13 protein-coding genes and 1 riboswitch are annotated in these 12,158 nt (G+C 54.7%); of the genes, 6 read left to right on the forward strand and 7 right to left on the reverse strand.

What is annotated here, in order from left to right:
* The 5 genes from thiS to rsd all read right to left on the reverse strand — a co-directional run bounded on the left by thiS (position 1) and on the right by rsd (position 4,308).
* On the reverse strand, positions 1-201 hold the full coding sequence (gene thiS / locus JOE25_RS25895; protein WP_209640434.1) for a sulfur carrier protein ThiS: 201 nt from the start codon (positions 199-201) through the stop codon (positions 1-3).
* Positions 198-947: a HesA/MoeB/ThiF family protein gene (locus JOE25_RS25900; RefSeq protein WP_209640437.1), complete on the reverse strand. Its 750-nt coding sequence runs from the start codon at positions 945-947 to the stop codon at positions 198-200. The genes thiS and JOE25_RS25900 overlap by 4 nt, the downstream gene beginning before the upstream one ends.
* Positions 948-951: 4 nt before the next feature.
* Positions 952-1,590 carry a thiamine phosphate synthase gene (gene thiE, locus JOE25_RS25905; protein ID WP_209640440.1) on the reverse strand — a complete coding sequence of 213 codons (639 nt, stop codon included), beginning with the start codon at positions 1,588-1,590 and terminating at the stop codon, positions 952-954.
* Complete coding sequence (gene thiC, locus JOE25_RS25910; protein ID WP_245210109.1) at positions 1,583-3,526, reverse strand: phosphomethylpyrimidine synthase ThiC; 1,944 nt, start codon at positions 3,524-3,526, stop codon at positions 1,583-1,585. The genes thiE and thiC overlap by 8 nt, the downstream gene beginning before the upstream one ends.
* A 114-nt stretch (positions 3,527-3,640) precedes the next feature.
* A riboswitch (TPP riboswitch) is annotated at positions 3,641-3,765 on the reverse strand.
* 39 nt (positions 3,766-3,804) lie between these two features.
* A complete protein-coding gene (gene rsd, locus JOE25_RS25915) occupies positions 3,805-4,308 on the reverse strand; it encodes a sigma D regulator (protein ID WP_209640443.1) in 504 nt (167 codons plus the stop codon).
* A gap of 99 nt (positions 4,309-4,407) precedes the next feature.
* On the opposite strand from rsd, the gene nudC reads away from it, so the two are divergent.
* From nudC to JOE25_RS25945, 6 genes are all read left to right on the forward strand, one after another.
* On the forward strand, positions 4,408-5,175 hold the full coding sequence (nudC, locus tag JOE25_RS25920; protein WP_209640446.1) for an NAD(+) diphosphatase: 768 nt from the start codon (positions 4,408-4,410) through the stop codon (positions 5,173-5,175).
* A 39-nt stretch (positions 5,176-5,214) separates the two neighbouring features.
* A complete protein-coding gene (gene hemE / locus JOE25_RS25925) occupies positions 5,215-6,279 on the forward strand; it encodes a uroporphyrinogen decarboxylase (protein WP_209640449.1) in 1,065 nt (354 codons plus the stop codon).
* 9 nt (positions 6,280-6,288) lie between these two features.
* A complete protein-coding gene (gene nfi / locus JOE25_RS25930; protein ID WP_209640452.1) occupies positions 6,289-6,975 on the forward strand; it encodes a deoxyribonuclease V in 687 nt (228 codons plus the stop codon).
* Positions 6,976-7,023: 48 nt separating this feature from the next.
* Entirely contained in the window at positions 7,024-7,614 is a 591-nt protein-coding gene (locus tag JOE25_RS25935) for a YjaG family protein (RefSeq protein ID WP_209640455.1), read from the forward strand.
* A 188-nt stretch (positions 7,615-7,802) separates the two neighbouring features.
* Entirely contained in the window at positions 7,803-8,075 is a 273-nt protein-coding gene (gene hupA, locus JOE25_RS25940) for a nucleoid-associated protein HU-alpha (RefSeq protein ID WP_012004757.1), read from the forward strand.
* A 69-nt stretch (positions 8,076-8,144) separates the two neighbouring features.
* Positions 8,145-8,783 (forward strand): DUF1481 domain-containing protein, encoded by a 639-nt coding sequence (locus tag JOE25_RS25945; protein ID WP_245210110.1) that lies wholly within the window; start codon positions 8,145-8,147, stop codon positions 8,781-8,783.
* 45 nt (positions 8,784-8,828) lie between these two features.
* Here the strand turns inward: JOE25_RS25945 and purD are convergent, their stop codons facing one another.
* Together purD and purH are read right to left on the reverse strand one after the other, a co-directional pair.
* Positions 8,829-10,112: a phosphoribosylamine--glycine ligase gene (purD, locus tag JOE25_RS25950; RefSeq protein ID WP_209640459.1), complete on the reverse strand. Its 1,284-nt coding sequence runs from the start codon at positions 10,110-10,112 to the stop codon at positions 8,829-8,831.
* Between the two features lie 48 nt (positions 10,113-10,160).
* On the reverse strand, positions 10,161-11,750 hold the full coding sequence (gene purH, locus JOE25_RS25955; protein WP_209640462.1) for a bifunctional phosphoribosylaminoimidazolecarboxamide formyltransferase/IMP cyclohydrolase: 1,590 nt from the start codon (positions 11,748-11,750) through the stop codon (positions 10,161-10,163).
* Between the last annotated feature and the right edge of the window lie 408 nt (positions 11,751-12,158).

Genomic DNA, 12,158 nt, shown 5'->3' on the forward strand with positions numbered 1-12,158 from the left:
TCAGCCTCCCGCGATAGCTTGAAACAGCAAGATGTCATCACCGTCCTGCACCAGGTGGTTGACCCAGTCGGCACGCGGGATGATGGTTTGGTTGATAGCCAGCGCGGTGCCCGGCTGGTGGCGTTCCAACTGCTTGAGCAGTGCGTCGACGCTCAGTGGCTGCGCTAATTCTAACGGCTGGTCATTAAGCCGGATCTTCATGCTGCCCCTCCGCATGCCGCACAGGTGCTGGCCTGGCTGAGTTGCAGTGTGCTCCAGCTTTGTTGTTTTCCGTCGAAGAGCCGCAGTTTGCCGCTGATGGCGGAAGGCATTCCCGCCAACATTTTTATCGCTTCCAGGGCTTGCAGCGTACCCATGACGCCGACCACCGGACCGAGTACACCCGCGGTGCGGCAGTTGCGCTGGGGTTCGGTGTGTTCCGGATACAAGCAGGCGTAGCAGCCGTGGGCATAGGGCGGCTCAATAACCAACAACTGGCCGCTGAACCCCACGGCACTCCCGCTGATCAGCGGTTTACCGGCCTTGATGCAGGCGGCATTCACCGCATGGCGAGTTTCCATGTTATCGCTGCAATCCAAAATCAAATCAGCGCGTTCTACGGCATGCTTCAATGCTTCGCCCTGCAGACGCTGTTCCATCGCGAGGGTTTCTATCATCGGGTTTAATGCCTGTAGCTGACGTTGCGCCAGGCAGGCTTTGCTTTTTGAAACATCGGTGCTGCGATACAGAATTTGACGTTGCAGATTGGTGATGTGCAACTGATCGTCATCTGCTAACAACAAGGTACCCACACCGGCGGCGGCTAAATAGAGTGAGGCGGGGGAGCCTAAGCCTCCTAATCCGACAATCAGCACCGTCGAACGTTTTAGCTTCTCCTGGCCTTCTGGGCCGATATCCTCCAGCAGCAATTGACGGCTGTAGCGCAGGAACTCTTGATCGTTCAACATGGTATTACTCCTTGCCTTCGATCAGTTGCAGCAATTCTGAGGTGGCTGCTCGCCAGTCTGCGGCCTGGGTAATTGCGCTGACGACGGCCACGCTGCCAACGCCACAATCGAGTACGGCGGCTACGCGATCAATGCTGATCCCGCCGATCGCTACCGTCGGGTAATCATTCAACCCGGAGATATGGCGTCTCAGTTCGACTAACCCCTGGGGGGCGGAAGGCATATCTTTGGTTTGCGTCGGGAAAATATGCCCCAGCGCAATATAAGACGGCTTTACCGCAATGGCGCGGGCCAGCTCGGCATCGTCGTGGGTGGAAACGCCCAAACGCAATCCGGCACGGTGAATAGCCGCCAGATCGGTGGTATCCAGGTCTTCCTGACCGAGATGTACGCCATAGGCACCGTGTTTAATCGCCAACTGCCAGTAGTCATTGATGAACAGCCGGGCGTTATACCTTTTACCGAGGGCAATGGCTGCGGCAATATCCTCTTCGACTTGCTCTTCCGGCAGATCCTTAATGCGCAGTTGAATCGTGGTGACGCCTGCTTCTAATAGGCGGGCAATCCATTCAACGCTGTCGACAACCGGGTATAGCCCCAACTTGTGCGGTGTAGCGGGGAAAGGTGTGTTGATATCAGTCATTGCTCAGTTCCTCCTGCAGGTTACCGGCGCTGTGGTAGAGCTCGCTGCCGCGTGATCGGAACTCGGCTGACATTTTTTCCATCCCGATTACCTGCACCTCTACCGGTTTGGCGGCTTCCTGGGCTGCGGCATAGTCGCGAACTTCCTGCGAGATTTTCATCGAGCAGAATTTCGGCCCGCACATGGAACAGAAATGGGCAATTTTGCCGGATTCCTGCGGCAGCGTTTCATCGTGATAAGCACGTGCGGTGGCCGGATCGAGTGCGAGATTGAATTGATCTTCCCAGCGGAATTCGAAGCGTGCTTTTGACATGGCGTTATCGCGGATCTGTGCGCCGGGGTGGCCTTTGGCCAGATCCGCCGCGTGGGCAGCAATCTTATAGGTGATCAGGCCCTGTTTGACGTCTTCTTTGTTCGGCAGGCCGAGGTGTTCCTTCGGCGTGACATAGCAGAGCATGGCGCAGCCGAACCAGCCAATCATGGCGGCCCCGATACCGGAGGTGAAATGGTCATAACCTGGTGCGATGTCGGTGGTCAGCGGACCGAGGGTGTAGAACGGCGCTTCGTGGCAGTGCTCCAACTCTTCGGTCATGTTGCGGCGGATCATCTGCATCGGCACGTGGCCTGGGCCTTCGATCATTACCTGCACGTCATATTCCCAGGCAATTTTGGTCAGTTCACCCAAGGTGTGCAGTTCGGCGAACTGAGCCTCGTCGTTGGCATCCTGAATTGAGCCTGGGCGTAGCCCGTCACCGAGTGACAGTGAGACGTCATAGGCGGCGCAGATTTCACAGATTTCGCGGAAGTGCTGATACAGGAAGTTTTCCTGATGATGGGACAGGCACCACTTGGCCATGATCGAACCACCACGGGAGACAATACCGGTCAGGCGTTTCGCGGTCATGGGGACGTAGCGCAGCAGTACACCCGCATGGATGGTGAAGTAGTCGACGCCTTGTTCCGCTTGTTCCAGCAGCGTATCGCGGAACATTTCCCAGGTCAGGTTTTCCGCGACCCCGTTGACCTTCTCCAAAGCCTGGTAAATAGGCACTGTGCCGATCGGTACCGGACTATTACGTAAGATCCATTCGCGCGTTTCGTGGATATATCGACCGGTGGATAAATCCATCACGGTGTCCGCACCCCAGCGGGTGGACCACACCAGTTTCTCGACTTCTTCCTCGATCGAAGAAGTTACGGCTGAATTCCCGATATTGGCGTTGACCTTCACCAGGAAGTTGCGGCCGATGATCATCGGTTCGGATTCAGGGTGGTTAATATTGGCAGGGATGATGGCGCGACCTGCAGCGACCTCTTGCCGGACAAATTCCGGTGTGATGTTTTCCGGCAGGTTGGCGCCCCAGCTTTGCCCCGGGTGCTGGTGGCGTAATACTTCGCCGCGGATACGTTCACGGCCCATATTTTCGCGGATGGCGATAAATTCCATTTCTGGTGTGACAGTACCGGCACGTGCGTAGTGCAACTGGGTGACGCATTTGCCGGGTTGCGCCTTGCGTGGTTGCGGGAGATGTTCAAAACGCAGGTGATCCAGACCATCATCCGCCAAACGCTGCTGGGTAAAACCCGAACTCACGTTGTTGAGGGCTTCGGTATCGCCACGTTCGGCGATCCATTCCGCGCGCAGCTTTGTCAGGCCGCTATGCACGTTGAGTTCTGACAGCGGATCGCCGTAAGGGCCAGCGGTGTCATACACCGGGATAGCCTCGTTCTGTTCGTACAGTGGGTTATCTTTGTCGCCACCAATCAGCGTCGGGCTAAGTTGAATTTCACGCATCGGTACCTGCAGGTCGCTACGTGAGCCCTGCAAATAAATACGGCGTGAGTTGGGAAATGAAACGCCCTGAAGAGTCTCAATAAACTGCTGGGCTTCTTCGCGTTGCTCTTTACGGGCACGAGGTTTCTTAACGTTAGACATAGCAAGTTCCTACCAGTGTGTTGGGTTGGGAAAGTTGCTTGTCTGGAGCTCGGAGGGAGTAATGATGCTGGCCAGCAGGACGGGATTGTCCCAAATTGGGGCACCTGCCTATGGCGATAGATTACTCTTGTTCCCTTCGCGGGTATTAACCCGATCAGGTTCCGCGGATCCCGAATTAACGGTCTCAGCCTGGCCAATTTGATGAACAAATCAGGCGCTAGGCACTCCGACAAGATGCCCCCCAGTATAGGAGGGATAATAAAAAACACTACAAAATTTTAACGGGTCTGATCCAAGGGGGCGTCCGTCAGGGCTTGTTGCCAGGCTTCAGCTGCCAATTGGATCAACTTATCTTCCAGGGTAAAACGTGCTGCCAGCGTTTCACCGATATTTGACAACGCCTGATGGAATTCCAGACACACATCCTGATCAATATCTACTTCGGTATAGCGATCGTGGAAGGCCATGATCTGCTCTGTATTGGCCCAGAGCTTGGGGTAGATGTTAACTGCCAGAGACATTTTGGGACTGGATGCGCCTTCCACTTGTTTGATAATTCTGTCATAGATATGGAAATGACCGGCAGAGAGATAATCCACCAGATTATGGCAAAAGTTCTCCAGCGCTTTTTCATTCAGCGGCGTATGCTTTTCTTTATTCGGTTTGATGCCCACGAGGGTGCAATAGGCGACCAGCAATTGCTTGCGAGCCTGAAGCCATTGATCAACTAATTCATTACTACCACCAACGCGCTGAGTCAGGCTTTCCAAACGGTTGAGCATGTTTGACTCCGTAAGTAATAAAACGTAACAGTAAGTTATTAAAATGTAACAAGGCCGATTTGTAGAGTGCCAGTGAAGCTGAGGTTGTGCAACAACGATATGGAACTTGCATTAACAGGTAATGAAAATGGCTGGTGGATCGTCAGCCATGAAAGCAAACTTTGGTTACCGAACGGTGAACTGCCGTGCGGTTCTGCGGCATCATTCTCCCTGCAAGGGCGAATGGCACGCGCTATTGGCGAATGGGAAGGGCTGCCGGTCTGGTTGGTACGGCATGCAATGCCGCAGGAAATGGGCTCGGTACGCCAACTGCTTGACCTCGATCGCGGGTTGTTTCAACTCGCAGGGCGCGGCGTGCAACTGGCCGATTTTTACCGTTCTCATCGTTACTGCGGTTACTGCGGCCATGAGATGCACCTCAGCCGTACCGAAAGCGCCTGCCTGTGCAACCATTGCCGGGAGCGTTACTACCCGCAGATAGCCCCTTGCGTGATTGTCGCCATTCGGCGCGATGATGAGATCTTGTTGGCACAACACGTGCGGCATCGCGGTGGTATTCATACCGTACTGGCGGGCTTTGTTGAGGTTGGCGAAACGCTCGAGCAGGCGGCAGCCCGTGAGGTCATGGAGGAAAGTAATATTGAAATCAAAAACCTGCGTTATGTCACTTCGCAACCCTGGCCGTTCCCGCATTCGCTGATGATGGCCTTTATGGCCGATTACCACCGGGGTGAGCTCCGTCACGACCCCAAAGAACTGTTGAATGCCGGCTGGTACCGCTACGATCAGTTGCCACTGTTGCCACCGCCCGGTACCGTGGCGCGCCGTCTGATAGAGGACACCGTAGCCTTATGCCGTGAGCAATAAATCGCTACAATACCGGCAGATGAATAAGGGAGCCCCATAATGAATGAGTTGAAGAACGATCGTTACCTGCGCGCACTGCTACGTCAGCCGGTGGATGTGACCCCTGTATGGATGATGCGTCAGGCCGGTCGTTATTTGCCGGAGTACAAGGCCACCCGTGCTCAGGCCGGTGATTTCATGTCGCTGTGCAAGAATGCGGAACTGGCCTGTGAGGTTACGCTGCAGCCACTGCGCCGTTTTCCACTGGATGCTGCCATTCTGTTCTCCGACATCCTCACCATTCCCGACGCTATGGGGCTCGGTTTGTATTTTGAAACCGGCGAAGGCCCACGTTTTTCCTCGCCGATTACCTGCCGTGCTGATGTGGATAAACTGCCTGCGTTCGATCCGGAAGTGGAGTTGGGCTATGTCATGAACGCAGTGCGCACTATCCGTCGTGAGTTGAAAGGTGAAGTACCGCTGATTGGCTTCTCTGGCAGCCCGTGGACGCTGGCAACGTATATGGTGGAAGGCGGTAGCAGTAAGGCCTTTACCAAACTGAAAAAGATGATGTACGCCGAGCCAGCCACGTTACATTTGCTGCTGGATAAGCTGGCGGACAGTGTCATTTTGTATCTCAATGCCCAAATTAAAGCCGGTGCACAGTCTGTGATGGTATTCGATACCTGGGGCGGGGTGCTGACGGGGCGTGATTACCGTGAGTTCTCGCTGCACTACATGCATAAAATTGTCGACGGCTTGCTGCGTGAAAATGACGGCCGGCGCGTACCTGTCACGTTGTTCACCAAAGGCGGTGGTCAGTGGTTGGAAGCCATGGCGGCCACGGGTTGTGATGCTTTGGGCCTTGACTGGACGACAGACATCGCTGATGCACGCCGCCGCGTAGGGGATAAAGTAGCACTGCAGGGCAATATGGATCCTTCCATGCTGTATGCGTCGCCTGAGCGTATCGGTCAGGAAGTGGAAACTATTTTGGCGGGCTTTGGCCAGGGTGAAGGACATGTGTTCAATTTAGGCCACGGTATTCACTTGGACGTGCCACCGGAAAACGCCGGTGCGTTCATTGAAGCAGTCCACGCGCAATCAGGGAAATACCATCGTTAAGGAACTGACGTGATTGATACTCAAACCCTGCGTGCAGAGCAACTGCTGCGCGCCTCCGAAGTCATTCGCCAGGATGATTTTTTGGTCGACCCTCCGGCCTTTGTCGCCGGGGCCGACGTGGGCTTTGAGCAGGAGGGGGCGGTGACTCGTGCAGCTATCGCCATCCTGCGCTATCCGTCGCTGGAGCTGGTTGAATACCAAGTGGCCCGTGTGGCTACCACCATGCCTTATATCCCCGGTTTTTTATCGTTCCGTGAATATCCCGCGTTGCTTGCCGCCTGGGAGCAATTGCATCAGAAGCCAGACCTGGTTTTTGTCGACGGCCATGGGATCTCGCACCCGCGCCGTTTGGGTGTTGCCAGCCATTTTGGCCTGTTGGTCAACGTGCCGACCATCGGTGTCGCTAAAAAGCGCCTGTGCGGTAAATTTGCTCCCTTGGATGCCGCAGCCGGAGCGTTGGCACCGCTGGAGGACAACGGTGAGCAGCTTGGTTGGGTGTGGCGTAGTAAAGCACGCTGTAACCCGCTGTTTATTTCCACTGGCCACCGCGTTGGGGCCGACACTGCACTAGACTGGGTTCAACGTTGTATGGCCGGTTACCGTTTGCCGGAACCCACTCGCTGGGCCGATGCCATCGCCTCGCGCCGACCGGCCTTCCAGCGCTGGTTGCAGCAGCATCCAGAGATGCCGCAATGACCGATTTCGGTTACACTGCGGCGCAGATAACGCGTAAGAGAGTGAATAATGCTACGTAACCCGATTCATTTACGTCTGGAAAAACTTGAAAGCTGGCAACATTTGACCTTTATGGCCAGTTTGTGCGAGCGTATGTACCCGAATTACCAGATGTTCTGCCTGCAAACCGAGTTCGGCGATCCGGCGATTTACCGTCGCATTCTGGATTTGGTGTGGGAAACGCTGGTGGTCAAGGACGCCAAGGTCAACTTTGACAACCAACTGGAGAAGTTGGAAGAGGCGATCCCTTCGGCAGAAGATTACGATCTTTACGGTGTTTACCCGGCGATTGACGCCTGTATTGCATTAGGGGAACTGATCCATTCGCGACTCAGCGGGGAGACGCTAGAGCACGCCATCGCCATCAGTGAAACGTCAATTCGCACTGTGGCGATGCTGGAAATGACTCAAGCCGGTAAAGAAATGACCGACGATGAGCTCAAGGTTTTGCCTGCGGTAGAGGAAGAATGGGACATCCAATGGGAAATTTTCCGCCTGTTGGCTGACTGTGAAGAGCGTGATATAGAGCTGATCAAAGGGTTGCGTTCTGACCTGCGAGAGGCGGCGGTAAGTAATATCGGGATAAATTTAACGCAATAAGGCAAGAAAACGTGATTTAACGCCTGATTTGTCATGCCTTAAGGCTTCACATCCGCACCCTGTCTGGTCTACATTTGGGGGGCGTAAAAAAAGTGGCTATCGGTGCGTGTATGCAGGGAGTGCTGTCCATCGGCATATCCGTCGCACTCGATGCTTTGCAAACGATAAACACACTGTAAGGATAACTTATGAACAAGACTCAACTGATTGATGTAATCGCGGACAAGGCTGACCTTTCCAAAGCACAAGCTAAGCTGGCTCTGGAATCTACCCTGGCTGCTATTACTGAGTCTCTGAAAGAAGGTGATGCAGTACAATTGGTTGGTTTCGGTACTTTCAAGGTAAACCACCGCAACGAGCGCACTGGTCGTAACCCGCAGACTGGTAAAGAAATCAAAATCGCAGCTGCTAACGTGCCTGCGTTCGTTTCTGGTAAAGCACTGAAAGACGCAGTTAAGTAATACTGCGTGTTCGTGAAAAGATTAAACAGGGGGGCAATCGCGCCCCTTTTGTTTATCCGACAGGCGCTTATGGTCATTGGCATTGCCGGTGGCCTGAGCGCCTGCAGCAGTCATTCCGATCTTCCTGCCTTTAGTGCCAGCGGTTATGTTGCCGATCAGGGTGTTGTCCGGCTGTGGCGTAAAGACGACGATCAGCATCGCCCAGTGGTGTTGATGAGCGTCTATAGCCCTTATCGTGGCCCGGGTACAGTCACCACGCTTTACGAATATCAAAATGGCACGCTGCGACAGATTAAGCGTACCGACGCTGATGGCGATCGCGACTCTATCCAATTGCGCTTTGCCGATGACGGTAGCGTGAGCTTTATGCAGCGCCAACTGGCCACGCGGCGTGAACCACTGACCACAGACGAAATCGCGTTGTATCAGTATCAGGCGCGACGAGTGCTTGAAGTCAGCAATGCGCTGCGCGCCGGTAAGGTGAAACTGCTGCAGGGGCATTGGCAGCAGGGCGTAGTACAAACGTGCGATGGACAAACGCTAAAACCGGGGCTCGATGGCAGTGCCGAAGCATGGATTGCGCGACGTGCCAGCAACAGCAGTCAGCCGGTGAATATAGCTTGGTTGGAAGCGCCGGAAGGGAGTGAGTTGTTGCTGGTGGCAAACGATGATTTTTGTCGTTGGGAACCGAAAGAAGACCAGCTATAAAAAAGGCCCCGCATTGCGGAGCCCAAGAGATTTTCAGCGTTCAGATCATTTGCCGCGTGCAATCGCGCGATAGCCAATGTCTTTACGGCAGAAACTGCCCGGCCACTGAATACCCTCCGCCAGCTGATAAGCACGTTGTTGTGCTTGCGCTACCGTTTCACCGAGTGCGGTTACGCACAGTACACGCCCACCACTGGTCACCACGTCATTGCCCTGCATGCGAGTACCTGCATGGAACACCTTACCGTCGGCGCTTTCCTGTTGCGGCAGACCTTGAATAACATCACCATTGTTGTAATCACCTGGGTAACCACCGGCGGCCAGCACTACGCCTAGCGCAGGGCGTTCGTCCCATTCAGACGTTTTCTCATCCAGCTTGCCTTCCGCACCGGCCAGACACAGCTCAACCAGATCGGAACGCAGACGCAACATAATCGGTTGGGTTTCTGGATCGCCAAAGCGGCAGTTGAATTCAATTACCTTAGGCTGACCGTAGGCAGAGATCATCAGACCCGCATACAGGAAGCCAACGTAGGTATTGCCTTCCGCTGCCATGCCGCGTACGGTTGGCCAAATAACCTGGTCCATGGCGCGCTGGTGGATCTCATCAGTGACGACAGGTGCCGGGGAGTAGGCCCCCATACCACCGGTATTGGGGCCAGTATCGCCGTCGCCGACGCGCTTATGATCTTGGCTGGTAGCCATAGGCACCACGTTCTCACCGTCGACCATCACGATAAAGCTGGCCTCTTCACCGTCGAGGAACTCTTCGACCACGATGCGGTGGCCCGCATCGCCAAATGCGTTCCCGGCGAGCATGTCCTGTACCGCGTCCTCTGCTTCCTGCAGCGTCATGGCAACGATCACGCCTTTGCCAGCAGCCAGGCCATCGGCCTTGATGACGATAGGGGCACCTTTGCTGCGTATGTAGGCTAGCGCTGGCTCAACCTCGGTAAAGTTCTGGTACTCGGCGCTTGGGATATTATGGCGGGCCAGAAAATCTTTGGTGAAGGCTTTGGAGCCTTCTAATTGTGCTGCAGCTTGGGACGGTCCAAAGATTTTCAGACCGGCGGCTTGGAAAGCATCAACCACGCCAATCACCAGCGGTGCTTCCGGCCCGACAATGGTGAGACCGATATCGTGGCTCTGGGCAAAGGCAAGCAGGGCCGGGATATCGGTAGCGGAGATCGCGACGTTCTCCAAATTGCTTTCCAGAGCGGTACCGGCGTTACCCGGTGCAACATAGACTTTATCTGCTAAGGGTGACTGAGCGGCTTTCCAGGCAAGTGCGTGTTCACGCCCACCGTTGCCGATAATCAAAATATTCATCAGGTGCTCCACGCTAAGCGTGCGCCGTCGCGCACGCGGCAAAAGGGATTAATGGCGGAAGTGGCGCATGTCGGTAAAGATCATCGCGATACCGTGCTCGTTGGCAGCGGCAATCACTTCATCATCACGGATCGAACCGCCTGGTTGGATCACGCAACGGATGCCCACGGCTGCAGCAGCATCAATGCCATCGCGGAACGGGAAGAAAGCGTCAGATGCCATCGCGGATCCTTTGACTTCCAGACCTTCGTCAGCGGCTTTGATCCCGGCGATCTTGGCTGAGTAAACACGGCTCATCTGGCCGGCACCTATGCCGATCGTCATGTTGTCACGGGCATAAACGATAGCGTTGGATTTCACAAACTTGGCGACTTTCCAGCAGAACAACGCATCTTGCAGTTCTTGCGCCGTTGGCTGGCGTTCGGATACCACGCGCAGATCGCTTTCACTGACCATGCCCAAATCGCGATCTTGCACCAGCAGGCCACCGTTGACACGTTTGAAGTCGAGAGCGGCAACGCGTTGTTGCCATTGACCACAGGCCAGGACGCGGACGTTTTGTTTTGCAGCCAGCAGTGAGCGGGCTTCCTGACTGATGCTTGGCGCGATAATCACTTCTACAAATTGACGGCTGATAATGGCTTGCGCGGTAGCGGCGTCCAGTTCGCGGTTAAAAGCAATGATGCCGCCGAAAGCAGAGGTAGGGTCGGTTTGATAGGCGCGTTCATAGGCCGCCAGAATATCGTCGCCGATTGCTACGCCACATGGGTTGGCGTGTTTGACGATCACGCAGGCGGGCTCGGCAAACTCTTTCACGCACTCCAGTGCGGCATCGGTATCGGCGATGTTGTTGTAGGACAGCGCTTTACCTTGTAGCTGTTCCGCGGTAGCGACAGAGGCTTCCTGAACGTTCTCTTCTATATAGAAGGCAGCTTGCTGGTGGCTGTTTTCACCGTAACGCATATCCTGCTTCTTAATATAGTTGAGGTTGAGCGTCCGAGGGAAACGGCCGGAAGGCTGCTCGGTATCACCGTGGTAGGCCGGAACCAGTGCGCCGAAGTAGTTGGCAATCATACTGTCGTAGGCAGCGGTGTGTTCGAAGGCTTTAATCGCCAGATCAAAACGGGTGGCGTATTGCAGCGAACCGTCGTTGTTATCCATCTCGGTAATAATAGCGGCGTAGTCGCTGCTCTTTACTACGATGGCGACATCTTTATGGTTCTTGGCCGCGGAGCGCACCATGGTTGGCCCGCCGATGTCGATGTTCTCGACAGCGTCCTCCAGTGAACAGTTCGGACGAGCGACTGTCTGGGCGAACGGATACAGGTTTACTACCACCATATCGATCGGCTTGATGTCATGCTGGCTCATGATGGCATCGTCCTGGCCGCGGCGGCCAAGAATGCCACCGTGTACTTTGGGGTGCAGAGTCTTTACTCGTCCGTCCATCATTTCCGGGAAGCCGGTGTAGTCGGAAACTTCGGTAACAGGCAGGCCGGCATCTGCCAGTAGGCGGGCAGTACCACCGGTGGAGAGCAATTCAACGCCACGCTGGGAAAGCGCTTCGGCGAATTCAACGATTCCGGCTTTATCAGAGACGCTGAGCAGGGCCCGGCGGATTGGACGAGGTTGTTGCATGGTTTTATCCCTTGGCTTTGAAGTCGCAATAAAAGAGCGTTACGTGAATTTCCACCTTCTTCTCTCTATAAAGAAAGGTTTTTCTCTATATAAAGGGGCAAGCAGGCACAGATTCAGGTAACGCCCCCATTAAAAGGGGAGCGTTTCGTCGCGGGGAATTGTAGCGAAAACGTTTGCGTGGCGCTCGTAAATTTTCCGTTCAAATGCGTTCTGTGGATAAGTTTGTGTACAACAAGGTATAAGGCCGGGTTTTGCTGTGGAATGCAGCAAACGATCGTTTTTGTCGAAAATACCTATTGCGGCCTGCTGAGAACTCCCTATAATGCGCCTCCATCGACACGGAACATGTGAACAACTTCACAGAGTCTCCGGGGTTCGAAGAGAAAAAATCCTGAAATTTAGGGGTTG

Source organism: Serratia sp. PL17 (genome assembly GCF_017832355.1).
Classification (GTDB): Bacteria; Pseudomonadota; Gammaproteobacteria; order Enterobacterales; family Enterobacteriaceae; genus Serratia.

Bases quoted from the DNA above. Each gene is read 5' to 3' on its own strand.
- thiS (WP_209640434.1), bottom strand. From the start codon at position 201: ATGAAGATCCGGCTTAATGACCAGCCGTTAGAATTAGCGCAGCCACTG.
- JOE25_RS25900 (WP_209640437.1), bottom strand. From the start codon at position 947: ATGTTGAACGATCAAGAGTTCCTGCGCTACAGCCGTCAATTGCTGCTG.
- thiE (WP_209640440.1), bottom strand. From the start codon at position 1,590: ATGACTGATATCAACACACCTTTCCCCGCTACACCGCACAAGTTGGGG.
- thiC (WP_245210109.1), bottom strand. From the start codon at position 3,526: ATGTCTAACGTTAAGAAACCTCGTGCCCGTAAAGAGCAACGCGAAGAA.
- rsd (WP_209640443.1), bottom strand. From the start codon at position 4,308: ATGCTCAACCGTTTGGAAAGCCTGACTCAGCGCGTTGGTGGTAGTAAT.
- nudC (WP_209640446.1), top strand. From the start codon at position 4,408: ATGGAACTTGCATTAACAGGTAATGAAAATGGCTGGTGGATCGTCAGC.
- hemE (WP_209640449.1), top strand. From the start codon at position 5,215: ATGAATGAGTTGAAGAACGATCGTTACCTGCGCGCACTGCTACGTCAG.
- JOE25_RS25935 (WP_209640455.1), top strand. From the start codon at position 7,024: ATGCTACGTAACCCGATTCATTTACGTCTGGAAAAACTTGAAAGCTGG.
- hupA (WP_012004757.1), top strand. From the start codon at position 7,803: ATGAACAAGACTCAACTGATTGATGTAATCGCGGACAAGGCTGACCTT.
- JOE25_RS25945 (WP_245210110.1), top strand. From the start codon at position 8,145: ATGGTCATTGGCATTGCCGGTGGCCTGAGCGCCTGCAGCAGTCATTCC.
- purD (WP_209640459.1), bottom strand. From the start codon at position 10,112: ATGAATATTTTGATTATCGGCAACGGTGGGCGTGAACACGCACTTGCC.
- purH (WP_209640462.1), bottom strand. From the start codon at position 11,750: ATGCAACAACCTCGTCCAATCCGCCGGGCCCTGCTCAGCGTCTCTGAT.